This window comes from Ningiella algicola (assembly GCF_028401415.2).
Classification (GTDB): Bacteria; Pseudomonadota; Gammaproteobacteria; order Enterobacterales; family Alteromonadaceae; genus Glaciecola.
This window is the reverse complement of record NZ_CP171821.2, coordinates 1,580,119-1,598,621: the sequence shown is the minus strand read 5'-3', so window position 1 is coordinate 1,598,621 and position 18,503 is coordinate 1,580,119. Positions and strand designations below refer to the sequence as shown.

At 44.9% G+C, this 18,503-nt stretch carries 11 protein-coding genes; 8 read left to right on the top strand and 3 right to left on the bottom strand.

Translation table 11 applies throughout. The annotated features are described in order from the left end of the window. The first annotated feature begins 21 nt into the window (after positions 1-21). The 5 genes from lpxB (at position 22) to tilS (ending at position 8,080) form a co-directional block, all read left to right on the top strand. Positions 22-1,182: a lipid-A-disaccharide synthase gene (gene lpxB, locus PN836_RS07000; RefSeq protein ID WP_395344532.1), complete on the top strand. Its 1,161-nt coding sequence runs from the start codon at positions 22-24 to the stop codon at positions 1,180-1,182. Next, positions 1,179-1,814 carry a ribonuclease HII gene (gene rnhB, locus PN836_RS06995; protein ID WP_395344531.1) on the top strand — a complete coding sequence of 212 codons (636 nt, stop codon included), beginning with the start codon at positions 1,179-1,181 and terminating at the stop codon, positions 1,812-1,814. The genes lpxB and rnhB overlap by 4 nt, the downstream gene beginning before the upstream one ends. Positions 1,815-1,858: 44 nt before the next feature. Further along, positions 1,859-5,275, top strand: coding sequence for a DNA polymerase III subunit alpha (gene dnaE, locus PN836_RS06990; protein WP_395345513.1), 3,417 nt, complete (start codon positions 1,859-1,861; stop codon positions 5,273-5,275). A 79-nt stretch (positions 5,276-5,354) separates the two neighbouring features. After that, positions 5,355-6,311 carry an acetyl-CoA carboxylase carboxyl transferase subunit alpha gene (accA, locus tag PN836_RS06985; protein WP_395344530.1) on the top strand — a complete coding sequence of 319 codons (957 nt, stop codon included), beginning with the start codon at positions 5,355-5,357 and terminating at the stop codon, positions 6,309-6,311. A 224-nt stretch (positions 6,312-6,535) separates the two neighbouring features. Next, positions 6,536-8,080 (top strand): tRNA lysidine(34) synthetase TilS, encoded by a 1,545-nt coding sequence (tilS, locus tag PN836_RS06980; protein WP_395344529.1) that lies wholly within the window; start codon positions 6,536-6,538, stop codon positions 8,078-8,080. Positions 8,081-8,090: 10 nt separating this feature from the next. On the opposite strand, the gene PN836_RS06975 is transcribed toward tilS, so the two are convergent. Beyond that, on the bottom strand, positions 8,091-8,993 hold the full coding sequence (locus PN836_RS06975) for a GGDEF domain-containing protein (protein ID WP_395344528.1): 903 nt from the start codon (positions 8,991-8,993) through the stop codon (positions 8,091-8,093). Between the two features lie 247 nt (positions 8,994-9,240). On the opposite strand from PN836_RS06975, the gene PN836_RS06970 reads away from it, so the two are divergent. Then, the gene (locus PN836_RS06970; protein ID WP_395344527.1) at positions 9,241-11,223 is read left to right on the top strand and encodes a cation:proton antiporter; all 1,983 of its coding nucleotides are present in this window, start codon (positions 9,241-9,243) and stop codon (positions 11,221-11,223) included. Between the two features lie 41 nt (positions 11,224-11,264). On the opposite strand, the gene PN836_RS06965 is transcribed toward PN836_RS06970, so the two are convergent. Continuing rightward, positions 11,265-11,498: a hypothetical protein gene (locus PN836_RS06965; protein WP_395344526.1), complete on the bottom strand. Its 234-nt coding sequence runs from the start codon at positions 11,496-11,498 to the stop codon at positions 11,265-11,267. A gap of 328 nt (positions 11,499-11,826) precedes the next feature. On the opposite strand from PN836_RS06965, the gene tadA reads away from it, so the two are divergent. Then, positions 11,827-12,327, top strand: coding sequence for a tRNA adenosine(34) deaminase TadA (tadA, locus tag PN836_RS06960; RefSeq protein ID WP_395344525.1), 501 nt, complete (start codon positions 11,827-11,829; stop codon positions 12,325-12,327). Between the two features lie 550 nt (positions 12,328-12,877). On the opposite strand, the gene mltF is transcribed toward tadA, so the two are convergent. After that, entirely contained in the window at positions 12,878-14,359 is a 1,482-nt protein-coding gene (gene mltF / locus PN836_RS06955) for a membrane-bound lytic murein transglycosylase MltF (protein WP_395344524.1), read from the bottom strand. A gap of 201 nt (positions 14,360-14,560) precedes the next feature. On the opposite strand from mltF, the gene purL reads away from it, so the two are divergent. Further along, positions 14,561-18,502, top strand: a complete 3,942-nt coding sequence (purL, locus tag PN836_RS06950; RefSeq protein ID WP_395344523.1) for a phosphoribosylformylglycinamidine synthase — start codon at positions 14,561-14,563, stop codon at positions 18,500-18,502. Position 18,503: the final 1 nt, after the last annotated feature.

The window sequence follows — 18,503 nt, the reverse complement described above, 5'->3', positions numbered from 1 at the left end:
CTATTTTGATGTTCCGATAAGATGTCACTCAACAGGCGACTGAAAATTGGAATAGTTGCGGGCGAGGCATCAGGCGATGTCTTGGGTGCTGGCTTGATAAAATCGTTAAAACAACTTCACCCGAACTGTGACGTTGTTGGTGTCGGTGGTGATCATCTGCTTGAGCAAGGTGTGAAATCTTTAATTGATATCAATGAGTTATCGGTAATGGGCCTCGTAGAGGTGCTTAAACACCTTCCGCGCTTGTTGGCCATCCGCAAACAGATTTTGGCTTATTTTCTTGCTAATCCCCCTGATGTGTTTGTTGGTGTCGATGCACCAGATTTTAATCTTCCTTTAGCCAAAATACTTAAAGCGAAAGGTATTAAGACAGTCCATTACGTCAGTCCTACGGTTTGGGCGTGGCGTGAGAGTCGCATTCATAAAATTGCAAAAGCCACGAATCTGGTGCTAGGCATCTTCCCATTTGAACAAGCGATTTATGAACAATATCAAGTGCCTTACCAATACGTGGGTCATACATTAGCAGATGAGATTGCCTTAGATGTAGATCAGGATGCGGCTCGGCAAAGCTTTGATCTGAGTCCGCAAGAGCATGTGCTTGCGATACTGCCTGGTTCGCGAAGAAAAGAAATTAGCGTCATGTTGCCTGTCTTTTTGCAAACCGCGAGTCTTTATCAAGGTCACAAATCACCTTTGAAGGTGATTATACCCGCTGCTAACAGGGCACGATATGAGCAAATTGAACAAATATTGGATGAGTTAAAGCCTGACTTTTCAGTTGTCCTGACGCGTGAACCGGCACGACAAGTCATGATTGCCGCAAACGGAGTCTTATTGACATCTGGCACGGCATCGTTGGAGGCCATGCTTTGCAAAAGGCCGATGGTGGTAGCGTACAAAATGTCTGCACTCACATACAAAATTATGCAGCGACTCTATAAACCAAAGTATTTTTCCTTACCGAACATCATGGCGAATTACGCCCTAGTGCCAGAACTTTTGCAAGAAGAGGTCAATGCCGCCAACTTATGCCAACATTTGTTATCACAAGTAGAAGGCAATCAGGATGTGCTCTTACAAGCCTATAAAGAGCAACATTTGCGTCTAAAACAAGACGCGGATTCCCAAGCAGCACAAGCAGTCCTTGCGCTGATTAACAATGAGCCAACAAAGCAATGACGACAGACACGGTCCCAGTACTGAACGCATCAGAAATTCCGTCATCACAAACAAGCGCGTTAATTGCAGGTGTGGATGAAGTGGGTCGCGGGCCTTTAGTTGGGGATGTGGTTACCGCAGCGGTTATTCTTGATCCTAAACATCCTATTGAAGGCTTACGGGACTCAAAAAAGCTTAGTGAAAAAAAACGCAACACCCTAAATATTGAAATCCGCCAGCATGCCCTTGCATGGTCAATTGGGCGCGCAAGCCCAGAAGAGATAGACCGAATCAATATTCTCCAAGCAACCATGCTTGCGATGACAAGAGCTGTGGATGGACTTAGCATTGAGCCTGATTCGGTATTGGTAGATGGGAATCGCTGTCCAAAGTGGCGCTACGTATCTGAGGCCATCGTTAAGGGGGACGATTTGTATCCACAAATTGCGGCGGCCTCAATTATCGCAAAGGTGACCCGAGACCAGGATATGCAAGCGCTCCACATAAAACACCCTGAATATGGCTTTGATAAACACAAAGGCTATCCAACCGCATTGCATTTGGCGGCACTTGAGCGTTTTGGTCCGCTGACATATTATCGGAAAAGTTTTAAGCCAGTTCAACGCGCGTTATTCAATAAGGAGCATCAATAGTGAGCACGCAATTTGTGCATTTAAATGTACATAGTGATTACTCGATGATAGATGGCTTGAACAAGGTCAATCCTATTTTGGATGCGGCTGTTGAGCAAAACATGCCCGCCATTGCCATCTCCGACCAAATGAACTTGTGCGGCCTGATAAAGTTTTATTCAAGCGCATTTGCAAAAGGCGTTAAGCCTATCATTGCATGTGATATTAATGTGCAAAGTGACTTTATCGACGGTGAAATCGTACAAATGACTTTGCTAGCGGCAAACTTGCACGGCTACAAAAACATTACGAATTTAATCTCTAAAGCGTATTTACAGGGGCATATTCAGTATCAAGTTGTAGTGCAGCAAAAGTGGTTAGCTGAATTTTCAGATGGTGTAATTTTGCTATGTGGGGGATTGCAGGGCGACTTGGGTCAAATGTTAGCGCAACAGAAACGTGACAATGCGAAAGATATCGCCCAGTTTTATCTAAACCACTTTCAAGACCGCTTTTATATCGAAGTTTGTAGAGTCGGCCATCCAAACGAAAATGTACATATCCAAGAGGCCGTGGAGCTTGCCTCAGAGCTTGGTATTGGGCTGGTTGCAACGAATAAAGTCAGGTTTTTAACAGCTCAAGACTACGAGGCTCACGAAGTACGAGTGTGCATCAGCGATGGTTATACGCTGGACGATAATCGGCGTCCAAAAAAATACACACAGCAGCAATTTATGCGAAGCCCCGAGCAGATGCAGGAGCTGTTTGAAGATATTCCAGAGGCGCTTGCCAACAGCGTGGAAATTGCAAAGCGCTGCAATGTAGAGCTCACCCTTGGTGAGTATTTTTTGCCGAAATTCCCAACTGGCGATATGACGACAGAAGATTTTCTTGTAAAGGTATCGCAAGAGGGACTAGAGCGCCGCTTAGCAAAACTTTTTGTTGATGAGAAGACACGCCAGGAAAAACGACCTGAATATGATGAGCGACTTGCGATTGAGCTTGAGGTCATAAACCAAATGGGCTTTCCTGGTTACTTCCTAATTGTGATGGAGTTTATTCAGTGGAGCAAAGATAACAATATTCCTGTGGGACCCGGTCGGGGCTCTGGCGCAGGCTCGTTAGTTGCTTATGCACTGGATATTACTGATTTAGACCCACTCGAGTTTGACCTTCTTTTCGAGCGTTTTTTGAATCCTGAACGGGTGTCCATGCCCGACTTTGATATCGATTTTTGTATGGACAGGCGTGATGAAGTGATTGATCACGTTGCCCAAATGTACGGTCGTGATGCGGTTTCGCAAATTATCACGTTTGGTACGATGGCGGCAAAGGCCGTTATCAGGGATGTAGGTCGGGTGCTTGGACACCCCTATGGTTTTGTGGATAGGATTTCAAAGCTGATCCCCGCAGATCCTGGTATGACGCTGAAGAAAGCCTTTGATGTTGAGCCACGCCTCCAGCAGGCTTACGATTCAGATGAAGAAGTCAAAGAGCTTATCGACATGGCACGCATTTTAGAAGGCGTCACACGTAATGCCGGTAAACACGCCGGTGGTGTGGTGATTTCTCCTACGACTATCACGGATTTTGCGCCCTTATACTGCGATGATGTGGGAGCAAATCCCGTTACGCAGTTTGACAAAAACGACGTTGAAACCGCAGGTTTAGTTAAGTTTGACTTTTTAGGTCTAAGAACGCTCACCATTATTCAGTGGGCAATCGACATGATCAAAGACGTGCGCGGCGAGCACATTGATATTACACAAATACCGTTAATTGATCCTCCGTCGTTTAAATCCTTGCAACGCGCTGAAACCACCGCCGTGTTTCAACTAGAATCCCGCGGCATGAAAGACTTGATCAAGCGTCTTCAGCCCGATAGTTTCGAAGATATTATTGCGCTTGTAGCGCTATTTCGCCCTGGCCCATTGCAATCTGGCATGGTTGATAACTTCATAGACAGAAAACATGGCAGGGAGGAAATCTCTTATCCCGATGCGACTTATCAGCACGAGTGTTTAAAAGAAATTCTTGAGCCAACGTACGGTATTATTCTGTATCAAGAGCAAGTTATGCAGATTGCGCAAGTGATGTCTGGGTATTCGCTGGGTGGCGCAGACTTATTGCGTCGAGCCATGGGTAAGAAAAAGCCAGAAGAGATGGAGAAACAGCGCGCTAGCTTCGAGAAAGGCGCAGCAGATAACAATATAGACCCAACACTTGCCATCAAGATTTTTGACTTAGTAGAAAAATTCGCTGGATATGGCTTTAACAAATCTCACTCAGCTGCATATGCGCTTGTATCGTATCAAACACTATGGTTAAAAGTGCATTATCCTGCGGAATTTATGGCCGCAGTGCTATCAGCTGATATGGACAACACGGATAAAATTGTCACCTTGGTCGATGAATGTAATCGCATGGGATTGACTATACTACCGCCTGATTTAAATGCCGGCCAATACAAATTCACGGTTAATAAACAAGGTCAAATTGTTTACGGAATTGGTGCAATAAAGGGTGTGGGAGAGGGGCCAGTAGAAGCCATTATTCAAGCTCGCAGTGATGAAGGTAAGTTTGAGGACTTATTTGATTTTTGCGAAAAAGTCGATCTTAAGAAAATTAACAAGCGGGTATTAGAAAAACTGGTGCTCTCTGGCGCGATGGACAATTTAGGACCGCACCGTGCGTCGCTTATGGCATCAATAAAAGACGCATTAGATACAGCATTGCAAAACGCTCGTGCAGCCGCGGCTGGACAAGGAGATTTGTTTGGTTTGGAGGCGCCAGCAGAAGCAGAGCCTCATCATGCTTTCAAGCATGTGCCGAAATGGTCTGAAAAGGTTTGGCTGGATGGCGAAAAGGAAACACTAGGTCTATATTTGACTGGGCATCCAATTAACCAGTATGTGAATGAAATAAAAAACTACTGTGATTCTCGCTTAAGCGATTTGCGCCCCACCAGCAAAGACAACTATGTTAGCACTCTAGGTCTAGTATTAGGCGTACGAGTAATGACTAATAAAAAAGGCAGGCGCTGGGCGCTCGTGACCCTAGATGATAAGTCTGCGCGCATGGATATTCGACTTTATCCAGAAGTTTACGAACGCTATGAAGACATTTTGCTTGCTGATAATTTATTGTGGATAAAAGGACAGGTCAGCTTTGATGAGTACAGCGGCGGCAATACAATGAACGCCGTTGAAGTAATGACGCTTATGCAGGTGAGAAGCAAAAACGCCAAACAGCTGCGTCTTCGCATGAACACCATCGACTGCGGCGTATCGTCTGTCGCTAGAATTCAGGCTATACTGCAACAGTATAGAGGTGGAACGTGCCCATTGCATATTCAGTTAGAACATCAAGACGCAAGCGCGGTAGTAGCGGCAAGTGCAGCATGGTTCGTGCAGCCTGAAGATGAACTGATTAGTAACTTAAGTCACGAATTGGGCAAAGATAATGTAGACTTGGTGTTCTAAATGTCTGGGCTACTGTATTACAGTGCTTGCACCATTCCTTAAACAGGATTCAGCTTAAATAACAAAAACGGGATAAAAAATGGGTTCACACTTTCTGGATTTCGAACAGCCAATCGCCGAGTTAGAAGCAAAAATTGAAGAATTGCGCTTGGTCAATCAAGGTGGTGAGTTCGATGTGGGCATTGAAGAAGAGATTTCTCGCCTGAAAGAAAAAAGCGGTGAGCTCACAAGAAAAATATTTTCCGGTTTAGGGGCGTGGCAAATCTCTCAAGTTGCTCGCCATCCTATGCGCCCATACACTCAAGACTACATTGAACATATGTTAAGCGATTTTGATGAGCTTGCTGGCGATAGAGCGTATGCAGACGACAAAGCTGTTGTTGGCGGCTTGGCGCGTCTTGACGATACGCCTGTGATGGTAATAGGCCATCAGAAAGGTCGCGATACTCATGAAAAAATCAAACGCAACTTTGGTATGCCAAAACCAGAAGGTTATCGTAAAGCACTTCGACTAATGAAAATGGCAGAACGGTTTTCATTGCCAATTTTGACATTTATTGATACCCCCGGTGCATATCCTGGCGTAGGTGCTGAGGAGCGCGGACAAAGTGAAGCGATTGCGATGAATTTGAAAGTCATGGCAGAGCTGACCGTGCCAATTATTTGTACAGTCATTGGAGAGGGTGGCTCGGGTGGTGCTTTGGCTATTGGCGTAGGTGATAGAGTCAATATGTTACAGTACTCTACCTATTCAGTGATTTCGCCAGAGGGCTGCGCTTCTATTTTATGGAAAAGTGCTGAAAAAGCACCGGTGGCTGCAGAAGCAATGGGCGTTACCGCGCCGCAAATTAAAGAGCTCGATTTGATTAATACCATTGTGGATGAGCCGCTTGGAGGTGCGCATAGAGATCACAAAGCGATGGCGGCGAATCTTAAAGCGACCTTGAAGCAACAGCTTTCTCAACTCAGCAGTCTTTCAAAAGAGACCTTATTGCAAGAGCGCTATGAACGCTTGATGTCCTTTGGATATTGTTAAGTAACCTGAATCCTGTTTAAGAAACGGCGCTCAGTACCGCTAGAATTGCGAATTACTGCGTTGCAAAAGCCAGCAATAGAATAACTATTACGTGATTTTTGCGCCTTGTACTTCACAATTCTAGCAGCACTAAGTGTAAAAATTAATTAAAGTATGTAAAACAAGTGCTTGCACCATTCCTAAAACAGGATTCAGGTTAAAGACTAAATTGAGGTCTCAGACACATGACTGCTCGGGTATTAGAAAAGGCATTACTTGATGCGGTCGAAGATGTTGTTTTACCCAGTAAAAAGGTATGTATCGCATATAGCGGCGGGCTTGATTCGAGCGTGCTGCTTTTTTTATGTGCTAAGCTAAAATCGACACATCCTCATATCCACTTTCACGCGATTCATGTGAATCACAATTTGAGTGTAAATGCGCACGATTGGCAAGCGTTTTGTGCGCAGCAAGCTCAGATGCACAATATGAGATTTTCTGCTGTGCAAGTCGATTTGACTGATGGTCAAGCAAAGAATATGAAAGGAAATCTTGAAGAGCGCGCAAGACTTGCACGATACGATGCGCTCTACCATAGAGCAGGCTTGAATAATAAAATTCTGCTGGGACATCATAAAAGCGATCAGGCGGAGACCTTGTTATTGCAGCTGTTTCGCGGCGCCGGGCCAGAAGGCTTAAGTGCAATGCCTAAGCGCTTTGCCTCGAACAGGGGCAATGAGTTTTGTCGCCCTTTTCTGCACTTTTCAAGACAAGCGCTTGAGCAATTTGCTCGGCAAAACGACCTATCTTGGATAGAGGATGAGTCGAATCAAGATGAGCGCTTTACGCGTAATTATGTACGAGCAAAGCTATTACCCATGCTTGCACAAAGATGGCCGAAAGTTGAGGATACACTTAGCCGAAGCGCTGAGCACTGTGCAAGTTATGTGCGTGTCGCTCAAGAATACGTGGCTAAACTTGCACTACACGCTATTCATTACAAAAATGATGACTGTCTATTATCACTTGATATACTCAAACAGCAAAGTGTTGATACGCAAGCCCTTTTGCTCAGACATTGGTTAAAAACTGCCTTTGAACACCGCATGCATTTATCTAAACAGACTCATAGTCAATCGCAGGCCTTAGATACTTTTGTCATGCCGAGTACCGCAGTATTAGAACAAATTTTATTATCAGTGAGTGCAAAGCAGGACGCGATGCCGCTTTGTCGCTTTGGCGCATATTGTGTAAGACGATATGCATCCTACCTCTATTTTGAACAGTATTGCGCTTCACAAGGTTCGAATGAGTTATCAAATAATGTACTTTCCGCTTTTGAAATTCGCTATTTTCCATTTGAACATCCTAAATACCCGTTTGTGCTCAATTATATAAACAATGATGGGACACATTCCGACGGCTCAAATAAGCAAGGCCCTCTGCCTTTAGATCTGAAAGACGCGAAACGTATTGCGTTGTACGAATCCATTGAAAAATCGCCGCTAAGAGTGGAATACGGCGGACTCAGCAGAAAATGCCGACTTCACCCAAAGCGCGGCAGTAAGTCTCTAAAGACTTGGCTTCAAGAGGCGCATATACCGCCATGGAGAAGGCAATCTATTCCTATTTTGATGCAATCGGAGCGCATACTGGCGCTGGGCGACAAAGTTGTAATAGGTGAACAAGCTGCACGAGATAGCACTCAACAAGGCATAAAAAAACCCACTAAAGCCTATTTGGCAATAGTGGGCAAAGGACATAGCAGTCATTTGGGAGAGGACTGTTAAGTAAAACCGGTTAAGCTGCCTTGAAGAGGTTTTTGCCTGCTTCTTTTGCTTGATATAGTGCGACATCAGCACGTTCGAAGATACTGTCTATTGTGTCAGTTTCTACAAAAGAGGTGGCCCCGATGCTGCTAGATACGCCGTGCTCTTTGAATAAGGGATGTTTAGCAATTGCATTGCTGATGCGTCTGGCGACCATTTCATTGGCTTTCGCATTGCTGTCAATTAAAATGCAGCAAAACTCATCGCCGCCAAATCTAAAGGCATGGTCAGAGTCGCGCAGGGACTCTCGCAAAACATCAGCAAACGCGATAAGCACTTGGTCGCCCTCTTGGTGACCAAAACGATCGTTAACCGACTTGAAATTGTCCAAATCGAATACTAATAAACCAAAGGATTCGTGGTTTCGCTTACTGATGCTAATGAGCTTGCTCATATTTTCGGTAAAACTTGTGCGGTTGCATAGGCCGGTCAAAATATCTTTTGTTGCCAATTGACTAATTCGGTAGTACTCCAAAGCATGACGCAGGCCCATTGCAAAAATACCATGGAGCTCCGATAACAGTTTGCGCTGAACGGGCGATAATACTTTGGCGAATGAATATGCTAACTGCGCATGCTGTGGGGTACCGAAAGGGTGACCGTAATAGATGGATATTTTCATGATGCGTGAACGAGATTTGCTTTTTCCCGTTCGCAATGTCTTGTCTGCAAAGCTTAGCTTTAAAGACGTGCAAGGTAACTTATCGCTTAATATTTCGAAATAATCATTGATAAGTTCTTCCAAATCAATAGACGCGAGCATGGTGCGCATAACATTGGCAGACTCTGCCATGGTGAGTACTGTCATATCCGCCTCAGTATTATAAATTGGATTACTCACTTGCGATTCTTGGGTCATTAGACTGATATCCATTGCTTGCTCCACATATATCGTTGTTGTTGCTTGTAGCGTCATTTTACTGACATGGCATGGTAAAAATTGACGTTATCGATTACTCTTAAACAAAGATTGATTGAGTTCGGCACAACAATCTTGCTACTAGCGGCGGCCTATACTGTGCTTGCTGCCGCAGTATTAGCTAATTATGTTTCTTTGCCTTGCTACATTATTTATCAGTGTTAGCAAAGTCTGTGCCCACTTTTTTAGATTGGGAGTAAATGTGGACCAGATATTTCTTAGCATTATTTTATTAATGCTCATAGCCGCATTTTTGGTTTGGCAGTTCAAAGCCCTTAATCTTCCTCCGATTTTGGCTTATCTCTGTGCAGGCTTAATTACCGGTCCCCAGCTATTAAATTTGTTCCCCGATACTCATCAGATGCATTTGGCAGGTGAGGTCGGCATCGTATTTCTGTTATTTACCTTAGGGCTAGAGTTTTCACTTGCGCGTTTAATTGCTATGCGACGATTAGTATTTGGTGTGGGTGCTGGGCAGATGTTCTTCACTACGGCGATTTTTGCCGCCATTGCTATTGCCCTGGGGCAATCTATTACCACTGCCATTATTGTAGGTGCGATGCTAGCGCTTTCATCCACGGCAATTGTGATTAAGACCATTGATGATCAAGGTAGACTAAACACCAAACGCTCGCAGCTGGCAGTCAGCATTTTATTATTCCAAGACATTGCTGTAGTCCCCTTGTTAATCGCCATCCCCCTGTTAGCAAGTGCCGAAGAGCAAAGCATTGCAACCGCTTTATTATTTGCTTTTTTAAAAGGTGTAGTGGTGGTCGTTGCACTGCTGTCTTTTGGTAAATGGATGCTACCAAGAGTATTTAACGAAATAGCTAAAACGCGTACCGACGAGCTTTTTGTTCTGTGTACACTGGTGATTGCATTGCTTGCTGCAGGAACCACCTATGCGTTTGGTTTATCGATGGCATTAGGCGCTTTTTTGGCTGGCATGATGTTAAGTGAGTCGCAATATCGTCATCAGCTTGAGGCCGACATTCGCCCGTTTAGGGATATATTAATGGGTTTGTTTTTTATTACCGTTGGCATGCAGTTAGATCTTGAAGTCCTGATGACGCAGTTCCACTGGGTGCTAGTCGCTCTGGTGGTATTACTGAGCGTCAAGGTAGCAATGGTGCGCTTGGCTGCCCTAGTTTGTCAAAGTGACGCAGAAGACGCCTGGGCGGCGGGCATAAAGTTATCGCAAATGGGTGAATTTACCTTTGTATTGGCCGCGCTTGCGCTTGAGAATCGCGTGATTGATGAGTCTTTATCATCCATGATTATTTGCGTGGGTGTGATTAGTATGGCCTTAACGCCATGGTTGATTGGTAAAAGTGGCGTGATAGCAAGTAAGCTAACTAACAAGCGAGAACCTGAACGTTCCCCAGAGTTTATAGAGAACCCTGATTCATCCAATGACAGCGAGTCCCAATCTCAAGTGCTTATTCTAGGATTTGGTCGTGTCGGACAATCGATTTCGAAAATGATGAAGCTGGAAGGTTTGGGATACTTCGTTGTGGACATCGATCCCATTCGTATTCAAGAAAGTCGAGCTGCGGGAGAGCCTATTTTTTATGGAGATGCTACACAAAAATCTATTTTGCTCAGTGCTCATATCAAAAGCACAAAGCTTGTCATCATCACCTTTGATCATCATGAGAAGGCCTTAAAAGTCACCAAAATCATTCGCGCCATCAATCCTGAAATCAAAGTGATAGTGCGCACTCGAAAAGACTATAAAATGGACGACTTATATGAAGCCGGAGCGCTGCAAGTTGTGCCAGAAGTGCAAGAAGGGAGCTTGATGTTGATTTCGCAGGTTTTACACTACGCGGGTGTGCCTATGTCGCGAATTTTAAAGCGCATTCGCAACGAACGGAAAAAAGGCTACGTGCACATGCACGGATTTTTCCCAGGCGAAACCACCGAAATTAGTTACGACACTAAAGACAAACTAGAATTTATGCACGCCGTTGCGCTCACTGAATCTGCTCACGCGGTAAACAAAAGCATTGATGAATTGGGCATCACAAAGCGCCGCATTAAAGTCGCAGCACTTCGAAGAGAGGGCAAAGAAATTGAAGAGCCAGATGCATCCACTGTGCTCATGTCAGGGGACGTTATTGTAATATCGGGAAAGCCTAGGCGAGTCGAAAGAATCGAAAAGTTTTTATTAGATGGCGGGTAGAACCACCCAGCATTGCGTATAAACACAATGGCATACGGTGTTTAGTCTTTAAGATTCTCAAACTCTCGGTTAAGCGAATACTTTTCATCAGTCACGATTTTTTCCAAAGTCTCAATACGTGCTTTCATATCGGCGAGTTGTTGCTCAACACTTTGCTCATGTTTCGCAAATTGTTCTTCGGCATACTTGGTATTAGGTGACTTTTTGACAGCTATTATTATGCTAACGATCATACCTGCGACGATTGCTACAATGATAATGGCGGTTAAATTCATATGTGTTCTCCATGTCGTTAGCTTAAAGCTTAAAGCTTAAATCAGAAATCAACTTGCTGCTATATGCCATAGGTAACAACGCTACTGTGATACATTTACTGGCTAACTTTGCCGAGTAAAAAGTGGCTGCGTATCGTCTGGCAATATGCGTTGATAAGATGATAGCAAGAGATTTGCCAAAGCGTAAGTTAATGTTTTCATTGATAAATTTTTATTACAAAATAGACAGTCATGTTTATTTTGGTGAATTTGGCTAATATATAGCGTGTTTCTTACCGTAATATTCATACAGCTTAGATAAATCCGACGAGTAGCTAAGGGCAACTGAGTGTCTGCAACTGATATAGATATACACATGATGGAGCTTGCACTGGCGCAAGCAAAGCAAGCAGGTGAACTTGGTGAGGTGCCTGTAGGTGCAGTGTTAAGCATCAATGATAAGCTTGTAGCAAGTGGACGAAATCAGTCTATCTCTCTGATTGATCCCTCGGCTCACGCGGAAATGCAAGTCATTCGCAAGGCTGCACAGATTATCGGTAACTACCGCCTGATAAATGCGACTTTGTATGTCACACTCGAGCCTTGCTCTATGTGCGCAGGTTTGCTTGTACATAGCCGTATAAATCGCCTCGTTTTTGGTGCTAAGGATCCAAAAGCAGGGGCATGTGGAAGCATCTCAAATATTATCAACGACAGCAGGTTAAATCATCAGATTGAAATGACATCGGGTGTTTTGGAGCGTGAATGTTCTGCGTTGTTAACTGATTTTTTTAAAATTCGCAGAGAGCAAAAAAAGAAGCTAAAACAGCGCAGGACCAATTTGGAATAGTGCTAGCAATATTGACATATATGCATGGCTTACTTGAGGGGGCAGCTTGCTAGCATGCCTCCCGATAGTCTTGCTCAAGCTCAAACATGGCGAACTGTTTTCGTCTTAATAATACCCGTTGGTGGATTTTTTTTAGCATCATACGACGCTTGGTGTTGCTTCTAATAGTTCTCTGTCTTCTCATGGTTTTCCATTTTTTCATGTTCACCTCACATGCTGAGCGAATGCACAGCGATAACGATGAATCTTCAATTGTTAATTGCCTTGTTCGGTAATTGCTTAATAGTCAAATCACCGACCATTGTAATTATTTACCTTCTTTAAGTATGCTCTCGTAACTATCGTGCAAATCTCTTGCAGATCGTTCACGAAGTGGTAGCAAGTAATGCGCCATTTCGCTATGGCTAATCTTATATCATACTGTATATGACACTATGATGTTGTTTTTGTTTCATTTTTACGACCAGTGAATGACGAAAGATCGCAGAATAGCCAAAGCGATTGCGTAATCTCATGTTTTACATGTCATGCTAAGTTGACGGGGGGCTATCTACTGCTCAGTCACTTTTGCAGTCTGGGCAGTGTTTGGCTTAGGTAGCTCTTGCGTATCTGTCGTTTGCTGTTCTGGAGGGCTAAAGAGCTTTGGTAGATTTTCTTGCTCTTCTATCCAAACAAGCGAGTCGTAATATCGACGAATGTTTTCGACATAATTCACGGCTTCGTCACCACGTGCGTAGCCAAATCGCGTATGCTGGTAATACCGTTTCTGCCTTAGCAAAGGCAAATGTTTTTTTACATCAATCCATAAATCAGGATTATAACCTTGTGCTTCGGTGATGCGTCTAGCATCTTCTAAATGCCCAAGCCCTACATTGTACGCTGCCATGGCTATCCAAGTTCGGTCAGGCTCCTGAATACGCGCTGGAATTCGGCGTAGCAGACTTGCCAGATAGCGTGCACCGCCACTAATACTTTGCTGTGGATCTGTTCGGTCTGTAACGTCCATATCTTTTGCCGTTGCATTCGTCAGCATCATCATTCCACGCACCCCCGTGGGGGAGGTTGCTTCAGGATCCCAGTGGCTCTCTTGATAGGCAATAGCGGCAATTAAGCGCCAGTCTATATCGCCGGCGTAGTTTTCAAACAGTTCACGATATTGAGGAAGACGATTCTCGACCGCCCTCATAAATGCGCGCGTATCAACGAAATCGAATTGCCTGACATGCCCAAAATACTTGTCTTCAAGTACAGCAAGCTGACCGCTTTGCTGCATAACGCCAAAATATTCGAGTAAAGCTGCACGCAATGAATCATCAGTTTGTTTGTTCATTAACCATGCAATTTGAAGTGTATCTGTTACCGAAAAACCGATCCCTAAATTTGGAAAACGACGGCGTGCAACCGCCAAGATGTTTGAGTCGGATATGGTATAGTCCAGCTCATCGTTGGAGACCATCTCAAGTAATTCTTCTATGTCTTTTTCTTGTGTTTCATTCCACTGAATATTATTTTGATCGGCAATAGCGTCTTCTAACGGTTCACGATACAAATCGTTCGCGATAATGGTTAAATCTCCTTCTAACTGCTCAATGTTGCGAGGTCTATTTTCTCCTTTCTTGTAGACCAGTTCAAAATTTAAACTTTGATATGCAGGCCCAAACTTATACTTCTCTTTGCGTGGCTGCGTCATTGCGATATTTGCGGCCACCAAGTCGATGCGCTGATTGTCAAGTTGCGCAAGCACCTCACTGAAATCGTAATATGGGTAGACTTCTAGCTTCACGCCTAAATAGTCTGCAAAACCACTCGCCAGCTCATATTCAAAGCCCTCTGTTGCAGTCGCACCATAGTAGTAGGTCGTGCGGCCATAGATTGAACCGACCTTTAATACACCCTCATCCAAAATGCGGCCGAGCATACTCTCTTGCACATAGGGGGTACAGCTGCTTAGCAGGCTAGCAAGTAGCACCCAGCTAAGGTACTTCCACCTAAAAGAGAACTTGCGGCAATCGCTTACGTTAATAGATTTCATGTCTCTCATTGTGAACAATTGCAAAAGCTTTAGCCAGCAAAAGTTTTTGCAAGTTATATCCAACAAAACGCCGAATAAATTGCCTTTTTGCCGCGTTAATGGCTTATCAAAAGGGCTTGATTCCACTATACTTTACCTATAAAAAAACGCGCATATAAAAGCGCAATTGAAAATGCCCGCCTTCACTATTTGGATTCAAATATGCTCACTTTGTTCGGTTCTCATGCTTTATCTTCATTTAAGCAGGAAAAATTGCTTGCTCAATGCAAATCCCAAGGCCTCCAGCTTAACGGCATTGAAGCTCGGTATGTGCATTTTGTTGACACACAGTCCGAGCTTACGCCGCCAGAACTGGAAACCCTAAAAAAGCTATTGACCTACGGACCCAAAGACGTGTCGGTAGATGAGATGCAATACGATTTTGTGGTTGTACCCAGACCTGGCACTATTTCACCGTGGTCAAGCAAAGCCAGTGATATTGTCCACAATTGTAATTTAGATAAAGTTATTCGCATCGAGCGTGGCATCGCTTTTCAGGCAATCAAGACAAGCGGAACACCCGCCAATAAGCAAGATGAACTCGCTTTACTAAGTGCTTTGGTTCACGACCGAATGACCGAGACAGTGATTGCTCATATTGAACTTGGCAAAGATTTATTTGTAGCCCATAAACCAAGCTCCTTTCAACAGGTGGACGTGCTAGGGAAGGGTCGAGTAGCGCTTGAAGCGGCTGACTCTGCTTTGGGTCTTGCGTTGGCAAGCGATGAGATTGATTACTTGCTTGAGAGCTTTGAACGCTTAGGCCGTAACCCTAACGACATTGAGTTATATATGTTTGCTCAGGCAAATTCAGAGCACTGTCGGCATAAAATATTTAATGCCGATTGGACGATAGATGGTGAAGTGCAGCCGAAATCATTATTCAAAATGATCAAAAACACCTTTGAAGAAACACCTGATTATGTGTATTCAGCATACAAGGATAACGCGGCGGTCATGCAAGGATGGGAAGCTGGCCGGTTTTATAGTGATTTTGATTCTCATCGCTACGACTATCACCATCAGCCTATCGATATATTGATGAAGGTGGAAACCCACAATCACCCTACAGCGATTTCTCCCTTTCCTGGGGCAGCCACAGGGTCTGGCGGTGAGATACGGGATGAAGGCGCAACAGGGCGTGGCTCAAAACCTAAAGCAGGCTTAGTGGGCTTTAGTGTTTCTAATTTAAACCTCCCAGACTTGCCTCAGGCGTGGGAACAGCCCTATGGCAAACCAGAGCGCATAGTCGATGCTTTGGAGATTATGACGCAAGGGCCATTAGGCGGTGCGGCGTTTAATAACGAGTTTGGTCGGCCGAATATATTGGGTTACTTTCGTAGCTATGAGCAAAAGGTAAACAGCTTCAACGGCGAGGAAGTACGCGGTTATCATAAACCTATCATGCTTGCCGGTGGATTAGGAAATATTAAACGGGAGCATATTGAAAAGGGTGAAATCACCGTTGGTGCCCAATTAATTGCTTTGGGCGGGCCTGCGATGAACATCGGCTTGGGCGGTGGCGCTGCATCATCAGTGACATCTGGCCAAAGTAACGCAGATTTGGATTTTGCCTCAGTACAGCGAGAAAATCCTGAAATGGAAAGGCGTTGCCAAGAAGTGATTGACCGCTGTTGGCAGCTCGGTGAAAACAACCCCATCCAATTTATTCATGACGTGGGAGCGGGTGGTTTATCTAATGCTTTTCCTGAGCTTGTAAACGACGGTGGGCGCGGCGGAATATTTGAAATACGTGACATTAATTGCGATGAGCCGGGAATGACCCCCTTAGAAATATGGTGTAACGAATCTCAAGAGCGCTATGTACTTTCAGTTGCCCCTGACAACATGGATTTATTTCGCCAAATTTGTCAGCGAGAGCGTGCGCCATTTTCAGTTGTCGGTGAGGCAACAGAATCCTTGCACTTGACCTTAAGCGATCGTTTGTTTGGAAACAAACCCATTGATATGCCCCTTGATGTGCTCTTAGGTAAAGCGCCTAAAATGCACAGAGATGTCAGTTCAGCAAGCGCTTCAGGCGATAATTTTGATACACAACGAGCGAATGAGCTGGATACTGCTGAAGCGCTAGACCGTTTATTGCAGTTACCTACCATTGCGGAAAAAACCTTTCTTATCACAATAGGCGACAGAAGCGTCACGGGCATGGTCGCGCGGGATCAAATGGTGGGTCCTTGGCAGGTGCCTGTTGCAGATGTTGCTGTGACAACTAGCGCTTTCGATTCCTATCAAGGAGAAGCGATTGCAATGGGCGAACGAACGCCTGTCGCGCTAATCAACCATGCGGCGTCTGCTCGCTTAGCGGTTGCTGAAACGCTTACTAACATTGCGTCGTCTAATATCGGTGATATAAAACGCATAAAGCTATCTGCAAACTGGATGGCTGCAGCTGGGCATCCGGGAGAGGATGCAGGTTTGTATGAAGCGGTAAAAGCGGTAGGGGAAGAGCTTTGTCCGGCACTAGGTCTTGCAATTCCAGTCGGTAAAGATTCAATGTCTATGAAGACGGCCTGGCAAGAGAGCAGCTCCTCTTCTGAGCCTGTCAACAAATCAGTCACTGCACCATTATCACTGGTAATTACTGGCTTTGCTGCCGTAAAAGACGTGCGTAAAACGCTCACCCCTGAACTGAATATGAACTCAGAGTCTCCATCAAAGCTTTATTTGATTGATTTGGCGCGAGGAAAGCAGCGTTTAGGCGGATCGTGTTTAGCGCAAGTATACAATGCGCTGGGCAACGAAGCGCCAGATGTGGACAGCGCGAAAGATTTACTTGGCCTGTTCAACGCGATTCAGTCTTTGAATCAACAGGGACTTATCGACGCGTATCACGACCGTAGCGATGGTGGCTTGCTTGTGACACTTTTGGAAATGGCTTTTGCTTCAAAAGCTGGATTAGATGTTGATTTATGCGAACTCAAAGGCGGCGTGAATCCCTGCTTATTTAACGAAGAAATAGGCGCGGTAATTCAAGTAAGTGACGAAAACCTCGAGTCGGTCAAAACCACCTTGCATAAATATGGCCTACAGGATGCGTTTTTCTGTGTAGCAACCATCAACAGTAGCGATCAAGTCCTTGTCAGAGACAGTGACCACATCATACTTCAGAAGAGCCGCACGCAATTGCGCGCGACATGGGCGAGTACCACCTTGGCTATGCAAAGTTTGAGAGACAATCCTGAATGCGCGAAACAGGAGCATGAATCGAAGCAAGATGCTTCAGATCCTGGCTTGCATAGCCACTTGTCATTTGATCTCAACGATGATATCGCTGCCCCATACATTGCCAAAAATATCGCCAGCGGCGCGCGACCCAAAGTGGCTATTTTACGAGAGCAGGGTGTTAATTCGCATGTAGAGATGGCTGCGGCGTTTCATCGTGCAGGCTTCGATGCCATTGATGTGCATATGAGCGATTTGATTGAAGGTCGCAAAGTGTTGAGCGAAGTCAATGGTTTGGCGGTATGTGGTGGATTTAGTTATGGTGACGTCCTCGGTGCCGGGGAAGGATGGGCAAAGTCTGTGCTTTATCGCGATAGCTTGAGAGAGCAGTTTGTAAACTTTTTTGCGCGCAAGTCTACCTTCTCACTTGGCGTCTGCAATGGCTGCCAAATGCTGTCAAACTTGAAAACCCTGATCCCCGGTGCAGAGCATTGGCCCCATTTCGTCAATAATCGTTCAGAGCGATTCGAGGCGAGAGTGGCAATGGTAGAAGTGCTTGAATCACCGTCAGTCATGCTCGCAGGTATGCAAGGTTCAAGAATGCCAATTGCGGTATCGCACGGGGAAGGACGAGCCGAGTTTATGCAGAGCGAGCAATTAGAGAGCTTGCAACAAAAAGCACAAGTTTCCCTTCGCTATGTTGATAATTACGGCGAAGTCACAGAGAAGTATCCTGCAAACCCTAACGGCTCACCAGCGGGTATAACCGGTTTAACATCTTTAGATGGCAGAGCTACAATTATGATGCCTCACCCAGAACGCGTATTTAGAGCAGTCAGTAATTCATGGAGACCTAAAGAGTGGCAGGAAGACAGTCCATGGATGCGTATGTTTAGAAATGCGAGAAAGTACATAGCTTGAT

What these genes read in the sequence shown, in the direction of transcription:
- lpxB (WP_395344532.1), top strand. Translation starts at nt 22, where the DNA reads ATGTCACTCAACAGGCGACTGAAAATTGGAATAGTTGCGGGCGAGGCA.
- rnhB (WP_395344531.1), top strand. Translation starts at nt 1,179, where the DNA reads ATGACGACAGACACGGTCCCAGTACTGAACGCATCAGAAATTCCGTCA.
- dnaE (WP_395345513.1), top strand. Translation starts at nt 1,859, where the DNA reads ATGATAGATGGCTTGAACAAGGTCAATCCTATTTTGGATGCGGCTGTT.
- accA (WP_395344530.1), top strand. Translation starts at nt 5,355, where the DNA reads ATGGGTTCACACTTTCTGGATTTCGAACAGCCAATCGCCGAGTTAGAA.
- tilS (WP_395344529.1), top strand. Translation starts at nt 6,536, where the DNA reads ATGACTGCTCGGGTATTAGAAAAGGCATTACTTGATGCGGTCGAAGAT.
- PN836_RS06975 (WP_395344528.1), bottom strand. Translation starts at nt 8,993, where the DNA reads ATGGATATCAGTCTAATGACCCAAGAATCGCAAGTGAGTAATCCAATT.
- PN836_RS06965 (WP_395344526.1), bottom strand. Translation starts at nt 11,498, where the DNA reads ATGAATTTAACCGCCATTATCATTGTAGCAATCGTCGCAGGTATGATC.
- mltF (WP_395344524.1), bottom strand. Translation starts at nt 14,359, where the DNA reads ATGAAATCTATTAACGTAAGCGATTGCCGCAAGTTCTCTTTTAGGTGG.
- purL (WP_395344523.1), top strand. Translation starts at nt 14,561, where the DNA reads ATGCTCACTTTGTTCGGTTCTCATGCTTTATCTTCATTTAAGCAGGAA.